We start from the raw sequence: 20,774 nt of genomic DNA on the forward strand, positions 1-20,774 counted from the left end.
TGGAACTACGGGCAACAAACTGGCAAGGGAAAAATCGAAGCTTTCTGCGTCAAATTCACTCGCGGCCGTAGCGCTCGCGGAACTGGCGTAGCAGGTCATCGATGCGGTCGCCACCGGTGGCTGCGACGGGTTCTTCGACGGGCTTCGGCTCGGAGACGATCTCTGCATCAAGCTCGTGTTTCGGTGCAGGCGCCGCTTCCGCGAAGGGTGAGACGGAAAACCGGGCTGGCGGCTCGAGCACCACCGGCGCTTCATCCGGGTCAACCTCCACGGGCTTCTCAACGACCGGCGGGACCACGGGTGTCGCTTCCGCGAACGCGGCCGGTTCGCTCACAGGCACCGGAGCTTCAGGGGCGGCGGAGACCGGGGCTGGAGTCGGTGCCGGGGCAGGCACCGGAGCTGGCGTTGGCGCGGGAGCAGGTGCCGGCACTTCCGGCGCGAAAGTGGCCGCAGCGGTAGCCGCGGCGGGGACGGCGGCGGCAACGGGAATTGCCGCAGGAACCGGCGCGGAAACCTCCACGGGTTCCGCCTCCTCATCGAGTTCCGCCACCTTGCGCAGCACCCGGCGGGCATAAAACTCCGCCGGGAAAAGTCCAAGCCGGTGACGGAGCGCGCCAGCGCGACCGGGCGTGCGGGCTTCCAGCAAGGAAGCCAGCGCCTGCTCGTCGAGCGGCTCGAGCCGCACTTCCACTTCACCCAGACGATCCTGCAAGCCGCCGCTGAGCGCAGGCTCGAAGGCGCTTTGCCAGATATCGTCGTTGAGAGAGACAATCGCATCCACGCGCGGGGCTTCCTGGCGGACGCTTGCCAAGAAGCTGGCGAACCGCAGCGCAGCGGAGCGGTCGGCATGCAGGCCTTCCAGATCATCGGCGACGATCACGACCCGGCCAATCAGCGAGAGCATCGCCAGCAGCGCGGCGAAACGTTCCACGCCGGCCTCGGAGGTCGCCGACTGAATGATCATACCGGTGCGGCCCGGATGTTCAGGGATCGCCACCGCAAAGCGGAACAGCGAGGCGAGCCAGAAGGACGATTCGTTGAGCGACGTGCCGGTGCGGCGGCTCAGCTCCAAAGCCAGCCGCGGGCCGAGGACTTCGAAGTTCTCCTTGGTCCAATGCGCCGTGACGGCCTGCGAGTGATGGAAGTCGAAGGTTTCCACTGGACGCTGGCGCAGGGCGGTCAGGGCGGCCTCCCGGTCTTGGCACGGGACCTCGCCGGAGGTCACCAGCGGTTGCAGGGCCATTGAGAATAGCCGGCGTGCCTGGAGATCGAGGGAAGTCAGTCCACCACCGGCTGGCAGCGGGCGGGTCAGCCGGCGCAGCGCGGCCTCGATCGCCCCGCCGGCGTCGATGCGCGAGCCATCGAGCGGGTGAATCGGGATGAACTCGTGGGTCGTGCCGAGCCGCTGCTGGATATAAGAGAGCAGATGGGATTTCCCGAAGCCCGCCCGGGGGGCACGCAATAGAATACCGCGGCCCGGGGCATCGACCGGGGACTTGAGCACCCGCTCCATGCGGGCGGTGGGGGCCGCATTCACCCCGGGGGCATGAGGGGCGCAGGCCTGGCCGAGGACATCGAAAAACGGCTGGACGGTGAGTTGCTCTACCATGGAGGGGTCAGGATGGCCGGATGTTGGTGTGCGAGACAGTCGGTCACAAGGAAAGAAAGGGGTTGCCGTGCCATCCGTGAGCACCTCTCGTGCCCCCTCCTCGACGATCTCCGGCCAACCCAGGAAATCAGGCACCTCCCTCCCGAAAACTTCCCACGGATTTCCGATTGACACCCCTTGCCACGATCCCTAGTTTGCGCGCCCCTTCGCCGCGAGACATCACCCGTCACGCCGCTGATTGGGCACTTTTCAGTTCCATCCAATGAAGACGTTTTCCGCCAAGCCGACCGACATCGAGCGCAAGTGGCATGTGATCGATGCCAAGGACAAAATCCTGGGCCAGGTGGCCGTGGAGGCCGCCCGACTCCTGCGTGGCAAGCACAAGCCGATTTTCACCCCGCACATCGACACCGGTGACTTCGTCATCGTGATCAATGCGGACCAAGTGGCGCTCTCGGGCACCAAGGAAAACGACAAGATCTACACCCGCTTCACCGGCTACGTCGGCGGCAAGAAGGTGGAAACCCCTCGCCTGCTGCGCAAGCGCCGCCCGGTGTTGCTCGTCGAGAACGCCGTCTGGGGCATGATCCCGAAGAACCGCCTCGGCCGCGCCCAATTCGGCAAGCTGAAGGTTTACGCCGGTGCCGAGCACCCGCACGAAGCCCAGCAGCCGCAGGCCTACGAAATCGCCTGAACCCCTTTGACCTCTTTTTGAAATGAGCGAAGCCAAGAACCTCAGCGCCACCGGCCGTCGTAAGAACGCCGTTGCCCGCGTCCGCCTCACCGAAGGCAGCGGCCAAATCGTCATCAACGGCCGTTCCTTCGAGGAATACCTGCCGACGCTGCCACTGCAGAACACCGTGCTGGCCCCATTCCAGCATGCCAACCTGCTGAATAAATTCGACGTGGTCGTCTCCGCTGCTGGCGGCGGCACCCACGGCCAAGCCGGCGCCATCCGCCTCGCGGTGGCCCGCGCCCTGACAATCTTCGACGCCGAGCTGCGCAAGGTGATCAAGCCGCACGGCATGCTGCGCCGCGACCCGCGCATGAAGGAACGCAAGAAGCCCGGCCGCCCCGGTGCCCGCAAGCGCTTCCAGTTCTCCAAGCGCTAATCGCTTCCGATTTCAAAAAAGCCGCATTCCGAGAGGGATGCGGCTTTTTTATTGTGGTCCGCACACTCCGTGTGCGGCAGCGGGAAGAAAGGGGACCTCCGATCACCTAGAGCTGCTTCGATGCCGCACACGGAGTGTGAGGACCACTCCGTCATGGACCTCCCCCGCATGCCTCCCCTATATCCCGAGCATGCGCAAAATCCTCATCTCCCTGCTGCTCGCGCTGCCCCTTGCCGCCGCAGACCTTGAATTCAAGGAAGCCTTCGCCGAGCCGGCCACGCGCGAAGCCGCCCTCACCCGCCTGGTGCCTCAGACTCGCGAGTGGTTCTTCTATCAGGCGCTGAACCACCAACTCGCCGGCCGGGCCGATGATTTCCGCCGGACCATGGATGCATGGCGGGCCGCGTCGAACCGCAAGGACAGTCCGGTCGACGACGACGGCTTCCAAACCCTCGAAACCCGCGAGCTGCTGCAGCGCTATGAAACGGCACCACAAAAGAACATCGACTCCCTCGTCCGCCTCCTCGACCTGAAGTTCGACGACGCGCGCCCGGACGCCCGTGCCGACGAAAAGCTGCCCGACCGGCTCGACCCCTCGCTGATCTCCACCCAGGCTTTCGAGGCTGCTGCCAACAGCCGCTCCAATGACCAAGGCTATCGCGGATTTTCCGAAGAGCGCCTGATCGCGGAACTCGACCGGCTCGATGCCTTCGACGAGGCCAAGCTCCGCTACTTCCACGACAAGCTTAGCCGCGCCGATCATCCGGCGGTGGTGCCTCTGATCGTGAAAGTGCTGTCGCTGGAACGCCCTCCCGCATTCGGCTCTGCGAAAATCCACGGGCTGCTGAGCCGCGGCCAGCTCGATAGCCTCCTGATCGCCATCCCCGCCCTCCAGGCCGACGAAGACTTTGCCACGCGATATCTGGTCACGCTGCTGCCGGGCAGCGAAACCGACTTCACGCTCGATCGTGCCGCGCACGCCGCCCACCTCACCGCTTGCCGCGATTTCCTCAAGAGTGCGCCGCCCGCGCTCAACTCGCTCAAAGCCCACGTCCTGTTCCATCACCTGCGGCTCCAGCGTGAACTCGGCCAGCACCCGCTCGAGGACTTCCTCGCCTACCTGCGGCTGCCCCGCTCCGGGCACCCGATTCTCAAGAACGCCGAGAGCTTCGCCTCCAATCCCCGGGTCGCAACCGGCCTTGAGTTCATCTCCGCCACCGCATGCCCGCCCATCGGCGACGACCGCGAGCTGATCGAAGCCTACCTCCAGCACTTCCTCGCCACCGCGGAAACGCCGGATGCGTTCAAGGACCTGATCGAGGAGAAGGCGCTCCGTCGCCTTCACGCCCGCGCCAAGTTGCTCGCCGGAGCCGATCCCGTCCGCTGGGGCGCGGAGCAGAATCCCGCCGAGGTGCAGGCCCTGCAAAAGGAGACCCGCATCGCCTTCGCTCCCGGCCAACCCATCACATTGCCGGCCGAGGCACCGGTGAAGCTCGCTCTCGACCTGAAGCTCACGCCGGAGCTGCTCGTCCGCATCTTCGAACTCGATCTGCCGGCGTGGATCGAACGCGAGAATAGCGAGCCGCCGGTCGATCTCGATCTCGATGGCCTGGTTCCCCATCACGAGAAGCGTCTTGTGTTCCAACAGCCATCGCTGGTTCTCCATCGCGAACTACTAGACCTGCCGGAGTTGGCGGGACCCGGGGCATGGATTGTCGAATGCGTCTCGCGCGGCGTCTCGTCCCGGGCGCTCGTACGGAAAGGCCGGCTTATCCCCTTCGTCGAGCGCCAGGCCCGCGGGCAAAGCGTGCGGATCTTCAATGAGGATGGCGCCCTGCTCAAGGACGCCACGGTTTCGCTCGGCAGCGAAACCTTCACCGCTGGCGAGGACGGCCGGATCCTGATTCCCGACCGCACCGACGCCGCCCGGCACAGCGGACTGGTCCGCCGCGGCAAGCTTGCCGTGCCGCTGTCGCTCGCGCCGCGGCGCGAGGAGATCGCGTTCCAGACGCGCTTCCATCTCGATCGCGAGCAACTCCTCGCCGATCGCCAGGCGAACCTGTTCCTGCGCCTGCAACTGACCAGCCACGGCCACGAACTGCCGCTGGAATGGATCGAGAAGCCATCGCTCACCTTGGTCGCCACGCTCAGCGGCGGCATCACCACCGAGCGGGTCATTGGCGGCGATCTCAAGCTCGCGCCGAAGATGTTCGTGCCCTTCCAAGTGCCCGCGGATGCGCTTTCGCTGAAGCTTCGCCTCACCGGCACCGTCACCCCGCGCGATGGCGCGGACCCGGTTTCGCTCACCTCCGAGCAGAGCTACGCGATGAATGGCATCCTCGCCACCGGACGCATCGGTGCCGCGTTTTTCACGCGGGACAGTGACGGCCACCGCATCGAACTGCACGGTCGCAACGGTGAGCCGCTGGCCTCGCGACCGCTGACCATGGAGTTCAAGCACCGCGACCAGGTCGAAACGATCAAGCTCTCCCTGCGGAGCGATGACCGCGGCCGGGTTGCTCTTGGCAAGCTCGTCGATATCGCCGAAGTCCGCGTGACCGGCTCCGACATCGCACCGGCCGGCTATTTCCCGGACGAGGACGGCGGCTGGATCGACTTGCCGGACCATTTCCACCTGGCCACCCGCGAGGAAATCCGCCTGCCGCTGGTGCGCTTCATGGCCGCGCCAGAACACGCCCGGGTGCGTTTGCTAGAAAAGCGCGACGGCGTCGTGCTGCGCGACCACTTCGACAAGCTCGCGGTGGAGAACCGCCGCCTCGTCGTCCGCGGACTGCCGGCTGGCAATTTCATGCTGATGCTGGACGGCCACGAGATCACCCTGCGGGTTTCCGGCGGCATCGAGCGCGATGGGCTGCTGGTCTCCCCCACCCGCCTCTTGCCGCGATACTTGCCCTCGCAGCCCTTCATTGCCGCGGCGACGGAGGAAGCCGGCTCGCTCGTCGTGCGCATCGAGGGTGCGACGCCCGGCACCCGGGTCTCGCTGCTTGGCAGCCGTTTCCTTCACTCGTGGGATGCCGGCGAGGCCCTGCAACCGTTCACTCCGCCACAGTCCGACGTGCTCATCCCCGGCTTCACCGGCTTCGCCTTCCAAGAGGACAGCCGGATCGGCGATGAGATGCGCTACATTCTCGATCGTCGTGCCGCGAAGGCCTTCCCCGGCTCGATGCTGCCGCGGCCGGGCTTGCTAGTGAACCGCTGGAGCGAGGACGATCTGGTTCAGACGCGACAAGACCCGCAACGAGGAGGCGGAGGGCGAGGCACCGGAAGCGGTTCAGGCAAACGCGGTATGGGCACACCCGCTCCTGCTCCCAGCTCAAGGCATACCGGAGAGGACGGTGGACCAACCATCGACTTCCTCGCCGCGCCATCGATACTGCGCTATGACCTTGAGGTCGGTGCCAACGGCACCGTGCAAGTGCCCGCGGCGGACTTCGCGGGCTGCCAGGTCATCGACATCGTCGCCGCCGACTCTGCCGGGCGGCATCACCTCATCGTGCCACTGAAGGCCACGGACACGCCGCTGCGCGATCGCCGGCTCGCCCGGCCGCTGGATGCGCAGAAACATCACGTCGGCACACGCCGCGCCGCCGCCTTGGCCAAGGGCGCGGAGGCGAGCATCGAGAGCGTGATCGATGCCGATTGGCGCGCCTTCACCACCTTGACGGAAGCCCACCAGTTCCTCTTCGGCGCGAGCGGCGATGCGCGGCTCAATGACTTCCTGCCGCTGCTCGATTGGCCATCGCTGGATGAAAAACAGAAACTCGCCTTCCTCTCCGAGCACGCCTGCCACGAGCTGCACCTCTTCCTCGCAAGGAAGGACGGCGACTTCTTCAACAAGCACGTGAAGCCGATGCTCGCCGAGAAGCGCGAGCCAACCGTGATCGATGACATCCTGCTCGGCCGCGACCTCGCCAAGCACCTGCGCCCGTATGCATGGCAACGCCTCAATGCCGCCGAGAAGGCCCTGCTTTCCCAAGCCATGCCGGAGATCCGCGAGCGCATAGCCGCGGAGCTGAAGCAACGCTGGGAACTCGAAGCCCCGACGCCAGAGCAGGAGACGATGCTCTTCACCCAAACGCTGCGCGGCACGGATCTGGCGACGGAAGATTCGCTGGGGCTGGCGCGGAACCAGTGGAACGACAGCGGAGCGGTCGCGGAAAGCGTCGGCGCAGGCTATCAGATCGAGAAGCTCCGGAACATCATCATCCCCCAGATCGACTTCGAGAACACCAGCGTGGAGGAAGCCATCGATTTCCTCCGCGTGCGGGCCTCCGAGTTGGATACGTCGGAGCTCGACGCGTCGAAGAAGGGTATCAGCTTTGTGATCCGGAAGCCTAGGGTTAGCGCCGCTGATCCCGGGCTCGATCCCGACATGGCGGAAGGTTTGGGGGTTGCCGCAGACCCCGGGGCCCTGCGCATCGACCAACTGCAGCTCCGCAACGTCCCCCTCTCCGAGGCTCTCCGTTACATCTGCGAGAAGACGAAGCTCCGCTACAAGGTGGACGACTACGCGGTCACCTTGGTACCGGCGACTGAGACCGGTGAAGACCTCATGAATCGCACCTTCAATGTCCCGCCGGACTTCCTCTCTCGCCTCGGAAGCGGTAGCAATGACGGTCCTGCCGATGATCCGTTCGCCTCAGACGGCGGCTCCACTGGCAATATAAAGAGTCGCCGGACTATCAGCGATGCTCTCAAGGAGGTCGGCATCGTCGACGCACCCGGATCCTCTGCCACGCTTACCGGCAGCAAACTGATCGTGCGCAATACGCCGACAAACCTCGACATGATCGAGGCACTCACCCAGTCGCTTTCCGCGGGAGGCGGACAAGGAGGTGGCGAAGGTGAAGATTTATTTGCCGGATCTCCACCCGAGCTTCCCAACTCGATCATCCCCCGTCTCGGTCGCCCCTCGTGGAGTTCCGAGCGCGATCAGACGCGCCTGTGGTTTGAGTCGAACTACTACAAACATCGTATCCGCACGGACCAAACGTTCATCCCGCTCAACCGCTTCTGGCTCGATCTCGCGGCGTGGGATGGCAAGGGCCCCTTCCTTTCCCCGCACTTCAATGCCTGCACCACCAACGCGAACGAGGCGCTGTTCTGCCTGGCGATGCTCGACCTGCCCTTCAAGGCCGACCGGCCGGAGACCAAGGTGGACGGCTCCACCCTGCGCGTGAAGGCGCGCGAACCGATGCTGCTCTTCTACAAGGATACTCGCGAGACCTTGAAGGTTGCGCCTGATGCACCAGTCCTCGTGCGCCAGACCTTCCACCGCCTCGATGATCGGTTCCGGACCGTGGAAGGACGCAAGATCGAGAACAGCATCACCGGCGACTTCATTGCCGGCGTGCCGTACGGTGCATCGCTGGTCGTGACCAATCCGGACGGCGTCGGTCGCCGCGTGGATGTGCTTTCGCAGATCCCCGCCGGGGCGATCCCGCTCGATGGCCAGCCCTCAACGCTGTCCTCCACACACGAACTCCAACCCTACGGCGTGTTGAACCTCCGGCTCGCCTTCTACTTCCCCGCGCCGGGCGAGTTCGCGATGTATCCGCTGCAAGTCTCCGAGAGCGACACGGTGCTCGCTCGCACCGCCACGCGGGCACTGCGCGTGACCGCCGAAGCCCCGCCCGTCGACGCGAATTCCTGGCCCGCGCTCGCCCGCGACGGATCGGACGAGGCGGTGATCGAGCGGCTCAAGACGGCGAACCTGAAATCGATCGACCTGCGGCTGATCCGCTGGCGTTTGCGCGGCGCGGACTTCTTCCGCAAGGTCACTCCGATCCTGCGCGAGCGGCTGTTTTACTCTGCGGACGTGGCTTCGTTCGGCTTTGTCCACGACTCATTGCCAGCCATCCGGGACTATCTGGAAAACACCATGGCGGTGCACGAAATAAAGGAAGGCGTCTTGCCCCCACCTCCAGGAAGCCTCGAATTCGGAGCATGGCTCGACAGTGCGCTGTTAGAGATTCGCCCGGTCGTCCACCGCGGCTGGGAGACTCTGGAGTTCGACCCGCTGGTCAATTCGCGCACGCACCGCTTCGCGGACAAGGAGCGACTGACTCACGAGGAAGCGGCTCGGCACTATGAAACCTTCCTCGACGTGCTGTCGTGGAAGCCAGCGCTGAGCGACGGCGACAAGCTCGCCCTCACCGCACACCTGATGATGCAGGACCGTATCGAGGAAGCCCTTCTCCGTTTCAACGAGATCGATTCCGCGAAGCTCGAAGGCAAGCTCGCCTACGACTACCTCAAGGCGGTCGTCCATTTCCACCGCGCCGAACCGGAGGACGCCCGCGCGATCGCCCAGCGCCGCGCGGGCCTGCCGCCGGGACTGTGGAAATCGCGCTTCGATGCCATCCTTACTCAAGCCGACGAGATCGTGGCGCTGAAGGTGCCGCGCCCGGCCGAAGTGGAGCGGCCGAAGGAAGAGGCACCATCGCTCGACCTCGCACTTGCGGCGGACGGCAAGCTGCAGATGAAGCATCACCGGCTCGACAAGACGCTGCTTCAACTCTTCAGCGTGGACCTCGAGGTGATGTTCTCGAAGGACCCGTTCCTTTCCGGGAATGGCGCGGCGCTCCCGGGAATCCGGGCCAACGAGTCCCGCGAGGTCGCCTTGCAAGGCGAGCAGACCGACGTCGAACTGCCCGAATCCTTCCGCCGCGGCAACGTGCTGGTCGCCGCGCAGTCAGGCTCCACGAAAGTGCTGCGGGTGCTCGACAGCCGCGCGCTCGAAACCGTGCGCCAGCCACTGGACCGGACCGTCCAGGTCTTCGACAGCACCAGCCGGCTGCCTTTGCCCCAGACCTACGTGAAGGTCTATGTGCAAGGCCCCGATGGCGAAGCGGTCTTCCACAAGGACGGCTACACCGACCTGCGCGGAAAATTCGACTACCTGAGCCACACCGGCAGCGACCTCGGCGAGATCCGCAAGGTCGCGGTCTTCGTCAGCCATCCGGAGAAAGGAGCCCGCATCGAGAGCTTCGATCTATAATCTTGAAGCGGCGGGTCTATGACCGTCGCTAACTGGCGGCATCAAGCCGCATCGTGAGACTCCCGAATCGGACCCACCTGGTAACGCAGGTGCCTTCGGCCTCCCCATAAAAAACCCGCTCCCGACGGTTTGCGTCGGGAGCGGGCTTGTCAAATCAGCGGGGAGAATCAATTTCCGCGACCACGACGACCACCGCCGCCGCCGCCCCAATTACCACGCCCGCCGCCTTCCAGGATGCGCTGCTTGGCTTCATCGGTGAGGGTGGTGGACTGTTGGATGTAGGCGGTGGCCGCTTCACGGTCCTGCTGCATCCAGCGGCGGGTGGCGAAGCCGATGGAGCGGTTGCGATCGCCTTCATCCGAAATGCTTTCCGCGAGCTGGATGGTGCTCTGCGGATCGGAATTGCGGCTGGTCCAGATGTAGGTGCCGATTGCCTCGTCGCGGACTTCGCCCTGCGGCTGCGCTTGGATCCAAGTGAGAGCGCCAGCGCTGTCACGGCCGGCCCACGAGGCGATGACCGGGCGCATGGCATCGTCCATGTCCTCCGTCGTCTGCTGGCTCACCCAGGCTGCGGCGGCGGCAGGGTCCTGACGGGCCCAGCCTTCGGCGATGCCGGAGATGGCACGGTCGCGTTGCTCGCCTTCAGCCATGCTGGCGATCTTGGCTGCGGCGCCTTGCGGATCGGTGCGGGCGAGCACCCCGAGGGCTTCCGACATGGCGCGATCACGCGACTCGGCAGGAAGGGTGGCGATAAATGCCTCGGCGGAGGCGAAATCCTTGCTCGCCATCTTTTCGGCGATGTCGCCATAGGCGCGGGCCTGGTCATCCCCGGTCAGGGTGGAAGCAAGCTGGGCGGCCTTGGTCGGGTCGGTGCCGGCCAGTTCGCCGATGATGGAGCGCAGGGCTCCCGACTGATTGTTTCCAGTGAGGCTATTGGCCCAGGCAATGGCCGCCTCCGGATCGAGCTTGGCCCATTCCGCGGCGATCGTGCCGGCGGCATTGTCGCCACCGCCGCCGGGACCGCCGAAGCCACCCATCATGGCGAAATCGCCAGGATTTTCGGTGAAATACTTGGCAGCATTCGCCGGGTCGGTGCTCGCCCAGCTCTGGAGAATGGTGGGACGGGCAAACATGCCGCCCGGGCCGAGGGTGGCGGCGTGGGCAAGTGCGCCCTGTGGATCAATCTCACCCCAGCGGGCGAAAAGCAGCATCGAAGCCATGATGCGCTGCGCCATCGGCAGATCTTCCAGCTTCCCAGCCGCTTCCGCGAGTTGGTCGGAACTCATGCCTGCGTAGAGGTCCATGAGCCCCTGCATGCGGGCGAGTTGTCCCGGCTCACTGAGAGCTTCGCTGGCATCGCGCGGGCTTCTTTTCGACGCGTCAGCGCCGGCCGTGGCTCCCGGCCGTGCGGTCGTCTTGGTGTCGCGCATGGCGGACTCCGCGGCAGCGGTGGCGTCGGTGCCCGATGAGCCGGCTTTTCCGGCGAGATAACCCCCGGCAGCTCCGGCGAGGAGGGCGGCAATTCCGATGGTGGCGGTGTTTTTCATGATACGTAACGATCTCCGGTCGCTTGGAACCCGGTCTTCCCGCGAAAGTTGCGACCGTTCTTTCACTTCACCGGCCGCGGCTTCAAATCGAGCTTGGGTGCCTTGCGGTCACTCTTGCGCTCGAGGGAAACGAAGAAAGCGCCGAGAATCCGGTCGTTGAGAAGCTGTCCGTCGAACCAAACCTCCAGATCGATCGGGCCGGCATCGAGATCCAGCGGCACTTTCAGCGAGGTGGCACCATCCTGAACGGCCATTTTCGCCTCTTCCTGACCTGCGCGGACATGCGCGACACCGGGCCTCAGACGGCCGAGCGCGCGGCGGTCCTCGGGAGAGGCCTCCGGTGGGACGAGGGAAAAGACGATCTCGTAGTTCCCTTCGCGGGCGACCTGGAGCTTCCAGTGGCCGGAGGTGGATGGGAGAGGATTGCGTGTGCCCGCGACTTGGGCGGCCTTCAGCAAGGTGCGGATCTGCCCGTGGTTGAAGACCGACTCGGCCCCGCGGACCTCATCCGCCTCCTTCGACGGCCACCAATCGTGCGCGGTCAGGTGGACCACCGGGGCCGCCTCCGCGCCAACGATATAGCGCACTGGCTCGCGCACCGCGGGCAGCACTTCATCCCACCAGCGGCCATAGCCAGCCAGCAGACGTTGAGCCTCGGCCTGATGCTCGACGAAGAGGTTCGTCTTCTGTCCGGGATCGGCGAGGAGGTCGTAGAGCTCCAAGCCCACGAGGCACCAGCGGTCGTCGCGGACGGAAAAATCCTGCCCGCGGAAGCGCCCAGCAGCCTCATCCCCCGGCCAGCGACCGGCTTGGGTGAAAAGCAGGCGGTTCTTCGGGAAATCGGCTTTGCCCTGCAGCCCCGGAGCCAGATCGACGCCATCGCCTTTCCAATCCGGCGGACGGGCCACATTGCACAGGCTGGTCAAGGTCGGCAGCAGGTCGAGATGGGCCGTCACGTCCCGCACGACCTTCCCCGCCGCGATTTTCCCAGGCCAGCGGACGAAACACGGCACGCGAACGCCTCCCTCGTCGGGACTGCCCTTCTTCCCCTTCATGCCCGCATTCGACGCAGCGACCGCAGATCCATTGTCGGTCATGAATACGACGATCGTCTCCTCCGCCGCGCCGCTTTTCTCCAGTGCCTCCATCAGCCGTGCGAACTGCGCGTCGATGTCCGAAATCATCGCGTGGAAGGCCTCGGGACCCTTGAGCTTCGAGTCCCGCTGCGGCGGGATGTAAGGCGAGTGCGGAGCGTTGGTGGCGAGATGCAGAAAAAACGGCTGCTTCGCCGCGACGCGCTCATCGACCCAGCGGATCGCCTCATTGAAAAAGACCTCCGTGCAGTAGCCGCTGGTCTTTTCCCAGCCGGAGCGACGCCGGATCATCGGGTCGAAATAGCCATTCCCCCAGTAGTCCGGCGTCTGCCCGATACCCCCCCCTCCATGCACGAAAACATCGTCGAACCCCCGATCCTCCGGCCGGCACGGATAGGCGTCGCCAAGGTGCCACTTGCCGATGATGCCGGTGCGGTACCCCGCCGCGTGGAACATTTCCGGCAGCGTCGGGATGCCCGGCCGCAACAAGCTGCGCCCCATGATGGTATGGCTGATCCCGCAGCGAAATTCGTGCAGCCCGGTCATCAGCGCGGCACGGGTCGGCGCGCAGGTCGGGCTGGCGTAAAAGCGGTCGAGCGAGGTGGACTCGGCCCGGAACTTGTCGAGCGCGGGGGTTTTCACCTTGGTACTGCCGTGGGCGTACAGGTCGCCGTAGCCTTGGTCGTCGGTGATCACCACGATGACGTTCGGCCCGGCCGCAAATGCGACGGAGAGCAGGACCTTTGCGATTGCCGCGAGCGCGGGAATGCGGAGCATGCCGTGAGCTTTTCGCGACCATGCCCGCCGACCGCAAGCCCTTCCGTGTTCTCTTTGTCTGCATGGGGAACATCTGCCGCTCCCCCGCCGCGGAAATCGTGTTCCGCCAGCAGGTCGATGCCGCCGGGCTGAACGAAGCGATCCACATCGATTCCGCCGGCACCATTGGCTACCACGCCGGCAAGGGTCCCGACCCGCGGATGGCCGATACCCTGCGCCGCCGCGGCTACGTCATCGCCGGCCGCTCACGCCAGGTCACCACCGACGACCTGCGTGACTTCGACCTGTTGCTGGTCGCGGACGAGGAAAATCTTGCCGATCTCCACCGGCTGGATCGCTCAGGGGCGCATCGCGAGAAAATCCGGCTGCTAGTCGACTACTGCATCGAAAAGGAAGCCAGCCACGTGCCCGACCCCTACTACGGCGGCCAGCACGGTTTCGAGGAAGTCGCCGATCTGGTGGAAGACGCCTGCCAGGGCTTGCTCGATTCGCTGAAGCGCCAGATTGGTTAGACCCGCCATGCTTTCCTTCTCCACCTGCTGGAACAACTCGCGCCATCACGACGGCGAGGCGATGATCGACGAGATCGTGGCGCTCGGGTTCTCGAACATCGAGCTGTCGCACGGCATGACCATCGCCAAGCTGCCGGGCATCCGGAAGGCCTATGCCGCGGGCAAGTTCACCTGCTCCGGCGTGCACAATTACTTCCCCTCCCCCGTCGAGGTGATGATCGACGCGCCGGATGCCTACGAATTCACCTCGCACCGGCCCTTTGATCGCCAGCGGGCGTTGGAGATGACTCTCAAGACCTTGGAACTCGCCGCCGAATTCAAGGCGCAGTACCTGGTGCTCCACATGGGCTCGGTGCCGATGGACACCAAGAAGTGGACCAAGCGGCTGACCGCGATGGTTTCCGAGCAGGGTCGCAACGGCGCCGGCTACGCGGAGGAGAAGATCGCCTTCGTCAAGAAGCGAGAGAAGATCGCCCCGCTCTACTACCAGCGCGCCATCGAGGCGCTCGGGCAGATCGCGGAAAAGGCCGCGGAGTATGGCGTGAAGCTCGCCGTCGAGTCGCGCTCGCGCTTCGAGGACATGCCCACGGAACGCGAGATGGTGCGCCTCCAGGATCACTTCGCCGACAACCCTTGGGTCGGCTACTGGCACGACTTCGGCCACGTCCAGCTCAAGCACAACCTCGGCCTGTTAGACCACGTCGAGTGGCTGCGGCGGATCTCGCCGCACCTGATCGGTGGGCACCTCCACGATGTCCAGTGGCCCGCGCGCGACCACCGCACGCCTTTCATGGGCACGCTGGACTACATCGAGCTGCTGCCGTTTTTCCCACAAGGCTGCCCGATCATCTGGGAACTCAGCCCGACGCAGAAGACGGAGGATATCCGCGACGCACTGGCGGTGTGGAAGCACAAGTTCCCGGAGCGGAGCTGAGCCCCCCGGGACAAAAAAAACCGCCGGCCTCGCAAGGAGACCGGCGGAATTCGTGTCACCCTGAAATCAAGGGATGATGATGTGGAAGCGGATGAAGCCACGAGTCGGATCACCTCCGAAACCACTATTGATCTGAGCGCTCAAGAGCGCGGGCTGGTCCGCCGTCACCAGGACGGCGTCCGGTGCGCTGGACCACGCCTGCAGGTCGCGGGACACCTCCGGGAAGACGAAGACGTAAACGCCGTCATCCTTGACCGCTGAGAGTTGAGCGCCACCACCACCGGCACCCGCGGTAATCGCCGGAACGCTCGTGGGGTTCTCCGGATCGGATCCGAAGGCGAATTCCTCCGCATTCGTGAACCCGTCACCATCTGGATCCGCATCCGGGCCAGAAACCAAGGGGTTGGTATTCGCCGGCGCGGAAAACTCCTCATTCCTCCACTCGGCATAGGTTTGCAGGCCGAGGCCCAGCCCGCCGTCTTCGTTGTCTTCGTCGTCCGCGACGTCCGGGATGCCGTCGCCATCCGTATCGGTGGCATTGTCGATCTTGCCATCGCCGTTGCCATCGAGGCCGCCATTCCCCACCGAGGCGATGTCCATCGCTCCGGTGCCATCGCTATTCGGGTCGATGTAGTTCGGAATGCCGTCACCATCGGTGTCGGTGGGCACCGAGCCGTTCGCATCCCCGCGGGCACCGGGCAGTCCATCGACGGAAGCCACGAGACCATCCTGGTCCGTATCGGCTCCTTCACCGATGCCGTCGTTGTCGCTATCGGCGGCACCAAGTCCGCTTTCAACGAGGTCCGAGATCGTGTCGTTGTCGCTGTCGAGATCGAGGAAATCGCGAGCGTTGTCGCCATCGGTGTCGGGAAGCGGCAGAGCGCTGCCGGTGCCACCACCGGCCACGGCATCGTTCGTATCCACCGAATCCACAATGCCGTCGCCATCCTCATCGGGATTCGCGTCGCCACTGGCATCCTGCAGGCCATTGCCGTTGGCATCCGTGCCACCGCCTTCGATCACATCGTTGATGCCATCGTTGTCCGAATCAAGGTCGCGGTTGTTGGCCACGCCGTCCGAATCGAAGTCGTCAGCCCCTTCGCTGACATCGGGAACTCCGTCTCCATCCGAATCGCCGTCCACGATATCAGAGACGCCGTCACCATCCGTATCCACCAGCCCGGAGCCTTCATCTTCGTTGGAGATTCCGTCCCCGTCACTGTCTCCCGTCGGGTTGGCCAAGCCGCCGAATTCACCCGGCTCGGTATCCGCCCCATTGGGGATCCCGTCGCCATCGGCATCGGCACCATTGTCGATCCGGCCGTCGCCGTTGCCGTCCAGACCCGCATAGGGCGTGCCGTTGATGTCCGGGGTCCCGTTGTTGTCACTGTCAGTCTCGAACGCATTGGGAATGCCGTCGTTATCAGCATCCGGAATCGGCCCCGATGAGCCCGGAAAGTCGCCGTGGCTAGCAAGTCCGTCGACCAGATTGTCGATCCCGTCGCCGTCCGTGTCGCCGCTCGAAAGAACCCCGGTGGAATCGTTTGCCGGTGCCTGACCCGACTCCACCAGATCACTCAAGCCGTCGTTGTCGGAATCGAGATCAACATAGTTCTGGGTTCCGTCCAGATCGGTGTCTGGCACCGTGAGAGCCACGCCGTTTCCGCCTCCGAGAACCGCGTCGTTCGAATCGACCGAGTCGATGATACCGTCGCCGTCCTCGTCGGAATTGGTGTCGCCACTGGCATCCTGGCGGCCGTTGCCGTCGGCATCTTTTCCGCCTGCCTCGATGACGTCATTAATGCCGTCGTTGTCGCTATCCAGATCGAATTGATCCGACACGCCATCCCCATCGGTGTCGCCGCCGGGGCCGGCATTGGCGATCTCCACCGCGTCGGGAATGCCATCGCCATCTCCGTCACCATCGATGCCCGAGAAGGATCCGTCGCCGTCCGGGTCCGCCCCTTGGCTTGCCTCGGCGTGACCGAGGATGACATCCCCGTTCAGAACGTTGACCAGTCCGAGATTGACCGCGTTGAGCTTAATCCGGATGGCATTCGTCGTGGTAATGTATCCGCCGGCGGCGGACCCCACCGTCTGGGTCTCGTTGAGAATGATCGAAAGACCCGCCACGGCATTGGAACCGAGGTCCAAGCCGGTGTTCGGCGGGACATTGGCAAGATTGATCGACGAAAGGTCAATCGACGCCCCGAGGATATTGAGGGTGAGTCCGGTCAGCGAAACGCTGGAGTTCGAGGTGAACGATCCGCCCTGCCCCGCAATCGTCACCGCCGCCGTCACGTTGGGTGCCTCAAGGCTGATCAGCGGATCCGTGCCAAAAAGCCCCAGCACCTCGGCGATGTTTAGCGAGAGGTTATCCACCTCCCCGGTTGCAGCCGTTGTTTTCGAACCGGGGCTCCCATCGACGTTCGAATCGGCGGATGAACTGATGAAGCCGTCGGCGGTCACCAGATTGAGCACACCGGGAACACCGACATCAAGATCCAGCGGCACTTCCGTTTCGGATTCGGAATAGGGATCCGGAGCGGTGTCCGAGGAGGTCCCCAGGTTGCCCGTATTGGTGTTGATCGGCCCCACTGCCAGGGTGATCGACGCCCCGCTGCCGGAGCTGGCACCCTTGGCGGCGGGAGCGTCCGCGCCATACACGACTTGCCAGGCGAACAAGGTCACCAGGCAGGCAGATCGGGGCACGAAGGAGGATCCTAACCTCCTCGTATGGCTTATCTCTTTGGGATTCATGGCTGATTGGGAGTTGCAAGTTCGGATTTACCAATTTGTCTTTGAATCACACGGACGTGACTCGGAAACTCATCTATAAATCACTGAAATTAGACATTCCCAATGGAATCGCGAATCCCTTGAATATTAATATTTATTACCCAATAACTAAAAAGTCCAAGGGTCGATGAGACAATCGGCGCCCCAAAGCCGAGCCGCGCCATCGGCCCGTCGGCACCCGCCCGATCTCAAATCCCTGCTTGTTTCATAAGCTTCCGGAGCCCGAAACAAGCGCTGGCAAGACACGCATGCGAACCATTCCGCTCAAACGACCGTATTCCCTGAAAGGCTATGAACCTCCGGCGCACAAATCCCCTGTCTGTCAAATCGCCAACTTGTACAACCCCTGCTTACCGGGCCGCGACGAGATCATAACCCCGCCAGTCGCCGATCGTAACATCCGCGAACTCGCCGACCGGGATGCTCTGGTCGACATGCACGGAGCCGTCGATCTCGGGCGCGTCCCACTCGGTGCGGCCGACGCCTTGCTCCTCGACAAGCACGCGGACCTTCTTGCCGACCTGAGCCTGGTTCACCTCGGCGGCGACCTTCTGTAGCTCGGCCATTGCACGGCTCCAGCGCCCCTTGCGGGTCATGTGATGGAGCTGGCCCGTCATCTTGTGGGCCGGCGTGCCTTCCTCCTTTGAATATTGGAAAACGCCGGCGCGCTCGAAGCGGAACTCGCGGATGAACTCGAGCAGTTCCTGGAAGTCCTCCTCGGTCTCGCCGGGGAAACCTACGATGAACGTCGTACGAATGCCGAGGCCCGGGATGCCAGCGCGCATGCGGCGCAGCAGGTCGCGGATGTAGTCGCCATTCGTCTTGCGCTTCATCGCCGTCAGCATCCGGTCGGAAATGTGCTGGAGCGGGATATCGACGTACTTCGCAACCTTGTCGCACTCGGCGATGGTCTCGATGAGCTCATCCGACCAATGCGCCGGGTGGGTGTAGAGCAGGCGCACCCAGAAGTCGCCTTCGATCTTGTTGATCTCGCGGAGCAGCGTGGAAAGCGATTCGCCGCGGGTGGAGTCAACCGGCGAGTTCGGGGTCGGACGCTTACCTTCCCACAGGTCCATGCCGAAGTAGGTGGTGTCCTGCGAGATCAGGTTGATCTCCTTCACGCCGGATTTCACCAGCGCTTCCACCTCACGGACGACCGAGTCCTGCGTGCGCGAGCGATGCTGCCCGCGGATCTTCGGGATGATGCAGAAGGTGCAGGTGTGGTTGCAGCCCTCGGCGATCTTCACATAAGCGAAGTGCTCGGGCGTCAGGCGGAAGCGCGGGGTGGTGTAGTCCGGCACATACTTCGGCTTGAGCGTGACGTAGTCGCGCGGGTCCTCGGTCGCCGAATTCTCTTCCTTCGGCGCGGCCACGGGCTGCTTGCCGACGAGATTCTCGATGATCGGCGCGACCTTGGTGATCTGGTCGAGACCGATGAAGGCGTCCACCTCCGGCATGATGCCGGGCAGGTCCTTGGCGAAGCGCTGCGACAGGCATCCGGCGACGATGATCTTCTGGCGCTCGCGGTCCGGGTCGTCCTTGCGGGCGTTGACCGCGCCGAAGATGGCGTCGATCGACTCCTGCTTGGCCATGTCGATGAACGAGCAGGTATTGACGATGAGGACGTCCGCCAACTCCGCCTCGGAGGTGAGCGACATGCCGGCTTCGGCGAGGTGCCCCATCATGACTTCGGAGTCGATGAGGTTCTTGGCGCAGCCGAGGGAAATGAGACCAACAGTGGTGGACATGGGACGAATCAGAGAAACAAGAAACTAGAGACAAGAAACCAGAGACGGACGATTGCAGTTGGAGAGGGACGCTGTCGCGAGACTCTCAACACTCGACCATCAACTCTCGACCGGATGCTCAGAACGGCGGTTCGAGGATCAGCTCGTCGCCGACCTGCGGGCGGGTTTCGGTGAAGGGGGTGATCGGGTTGGCGATTGCACCTTCGATGCTCACGTCATCCACGCGCAGGCGGCCGAGGATGCCGGTATTGCGACGCAGGCAGAGAATGGTGCCGGGCTGGACGTTTTCCTGCATCACGATCTCGATGGTGGCAAAGCCGCCGATTTCGGGATTCTCGACCCACTCTTTCACGCGGGCGATAAGCAGTGCCTGGCTGATCAGACGGGCCCGGCGGGCCTCCTTGTCGCGGCTTTCGATCTGCCTGCCACCGATCAGGACAGCTTCCTTCTCAAAGGTCTCGGCCTCGCGCTCGGCCTTCTCCTTTTCCGCTTGAAGCAAGGCGATCTGTTCCTTCATCGACTCTACCTCGGCAGCAGGCGGCGGTTGGGCGGCCGGAGGAGCCACCGCAGGCTCCAGCGCAGCCGCCTGCTGGAGTGCCAGCCGCTGCTTCTCGATCTGGAGGCGGTCTTGCTCGAGGCGGAGTTCCTCGATCTTGCGCATGATCTCAGCCTTTTCCAGCGAGTCTGCCGACTGCGAGGGTGCCTTTTGGTTGTAGAGCGAAACGCCCAAAGCGCCGAGCAGCAAGGCCACGGTCGCGCCGAGCAGAATCTTCAAAGTGTCCATGGCCGCGGAGGTTGCGCGCCCCCCGGCTGCTTGTCAACGCGACGGGACGGGGGTTAGACGTCGCACTTTGAGCCGTTTCCAGAGCTTCCGGTCGGTGGCAGCCGGGAAACTTGGGGTCCATCCGGCCAGCGCGGAGGCCGGGAGGACGTCCGCCCCGGCGACCAGCGTTTCGTTCATGCTTTCCGGCGTGGTGACAGTCCGCACCACCGGGAAAGCCGCGCGAAAGGCCGCCCGGGTCTGGATTTGCATGGCGCGATGGCCGCTCCCATTGACCAGATTGGCGAGCAACAGCCCCCCCGGCGCCACCAGCCGCCGGAGCGCGGTGATCTGGCGGCTGTCGGACTTCCCGGGCCGGAAGACATCGCTGCGGCCGGCGAGGTAAACGTCGTCGATCACCACGTCAAATTTCTCCCGGCACGCGGCGATCCACTGGTAGGCGTCGGCGAAATGGATCTCGATGCCCAGGTCATCGAGCTTCATGTTCAACTCGGCGAGCGCGACGATCTCGGAGTCGATGTCCACCGCGACCAGCCGACAATCCGGCAGCAGTTGCCGCAGGATCCGCATCGCGGTGCCACCGGCGAGCCCCAGCATCAAGATCGAGCGCGGCGGCCCAGCAGGGCGGAGCAAGGCCGCCCCCGCGAGATTGTCCCAAGCGAGCCCGGTGAGGAAACGCCGCTCGTGCCACCAGGCGTGGATCGCCCCCGCGACGCGAAATTCACACTGGCGCTCGGACTTCCAGATCTGCACCCGCTGGTAGGCGGTATCGACGACGGCGTGGCAGCGGAGATTCATCCCCGCCACTTCGGCACGGCGGGCGGCGGGATGGAAAGGAAA

At 64.3% G+C, this 20,774-nt stretch carries 12 protein-coding genes; 5 read left to right on the plus strand and 7 right to left on the minus strand.

Annotated elements, in window-relative coordinates; all coding sequences use genetic code 11:
* Window positions 1-55: 55 nt before the first annotated feature.
* Complete coding sequence (locus tag OKA05_RS12180) at window positions 56-1,609, minus strand: hypothetical protein (RefSeq protein ID WP_264487417.1); 1,554 nt, start codon at window positions 1,607-1,609, stop codon at window positions 56-58.
* Between the two features lie 262 nt (window positions 1,610-1,871).
* Here OKA05_RS12180 and rplM point away from each other — a divergent pair, with 262 nt between their 5' ends.
* The 3 genes from rplM (at window position 1,872) to OKA05_RS12195 (ending at window position 9,742) form a co-directional block, all read left to right on the plus strand.
* Window positions 1,872-2,303 carry a 50S ribosomal protein L13 gene (gene rplM / locus OKA05_RS12185; protein ID WP_264487418.1) on the plus strand — a complete coding sequence of 144 codons (432 nt, stop codon included), beginning with the start codon at window positions 1,872-1,874 and terminating at the stop codon, window positions 2,301-2,303.
* Between the two features lie 22 nt (window positions 2,304-2,325).
* Window positions 2,326-2,721, plus strand: a complete 396-nt coding sequence (gene rpsI, locus OKA05_RS12190) for a 30S ribosomal protein S9 (protein ID WP_264487419.1) — start codon at window positions 2,326-2,328, stop codon at window positions 2,719-2,721.
* A 190-nt stretch (window positions 2,722-2,911) separates the two neighbouring features.
* A complete protein-coding gene (locus OKA05_RS12195; protein WP_264487420.1) occupies window positions 2,912-9,742 on the plus strand; it encodes a hypothetical protein in 6,831 nt (2,276 codons plus the stop codon).
* 167 nt (window positions 9,743-9,909) lie between these two features.
* Here OKA05_RS12195 and OKA05_RS12200 read toward each other — a convergent pair whose 3' ends face one another.
* A complete protein-coding gene (locus OKA05_RS12200) occupies window positions 9,910-11,289 on the minus strand; it encodes a hypothetical protein (RefSeq protein WP_264487421.1) in 1,380 nt (459 codons plus the stop codon).
* Between the two features lie 62 nt (window positions 11,290-11,351).
* Window positions 11,352-13,160: an arylsulfatase gene (locus tag OKA05_RS12205; protein ID WP_264487422.1), complete on the minus strand. Its 1,809-nt coding sequence runs from the start codon at window positions 13,158-13,160 to the stop codon at window positions 11,352-11,354.
* 20 nt (window positions 13,161-13,180) lie between these two features.
* Between OKA05_RS12205 and OKA05_RS12210 the strand changes: the two genes are divergently transcribed.
* On the plus strand, window positions 13,181-13,672 hold the full coding sequence (locus OKA05_RS12210; protein ID WP_264487423.1) for a low molecular weight protein-tyrosine-phosphatase: 492 nt from the start codon (window positions 13,181-13,183) through the stop codon (window positions 13,670-13,672).
* 7 nt (window positions 13,673-13,679) lie between these two features.
* Entirely contained in the window at window positions 13,680-14,606 is a 927-nt protein-coding gene (locus OKA05_RS12215; RefSeq protein WP_264487424.1) for a sugar phosphate isomerase/epimerase family protein, read from the plus strand.
* A 66-nt stretch (window positions 14,607-14,672) separates the two neighbouring features.
* On the opposite strand, the gene OKA05_RS12220 is transcribed toward OKA05_RS12215, so the two are convergent.
* The 4 genes from OKA05_RS12220 to OKA05_RS12235 form a co-directional block, all read right to left on the minus strand.
* The gene (locus tag OKA05_RS12220) at window positions 14,673-17,318 is read right to left on the minus strand and encodes a hypothetical protein (RefSeq protein ID WP_264487425.1); all 2,646 of its coding nucleotides are present in this window, start codon (window positions 17,316-17,318) and stop codon (window positions 14,673-14,675) included.
* Between the two features lie 437 nt (window positions 17,319-17,755).
* Window positions 17,756-19,153 carry a 30S ribosomal protein S12 methylthiotransferase RimO gene (gene rimO, locus OKA05_RS12225; protein WP_264487426.1) on the minus strand — a complete coding sequence of 466 codons (1,398 nt, stop codon included), beginning with the start codon at window positions 19,151-19,153 and terminating at the stop codon, window positions 17,756-17,758.
* A 118-nt stretch (window positions 19,154-19,271) separates the two neighbouring features.
* On the minus strand, window positions 19,272-19,937 hold the full coding sequence (locus tag OKA05_RS12230; protein ID WP_264487427.1) for a hypothetical protein: 666 nt from the start codon (window positions 19,935-19,937) through the stop codon (window positions 19,272-19,274).
* A gap of 33 nt (window positions 19,938-19,970) precedes the next feature.
* A complete protein-coding gene (locus OKA05_RS12235; protein ID WP_264487428.1) occupies window positions 19,971-20,732 on the minus strand; it encodes a spermidine synthase in 762 nt (253 codons plus the stop codon).
* Window positions 20,733-20,774 lie beyond the last annotated feature (42 nt).

This window comes from Luteolibacter arcticus, assembly GCF_025950235.1.
In the GTDB taxonomy this organism is placed as follows: Bacteria; Verrucomicrobiota; Verrucomicrobiia; order Verrucomicrobiales; family Akkermansiaceae; genus Haloferula; species Haloferula arctica.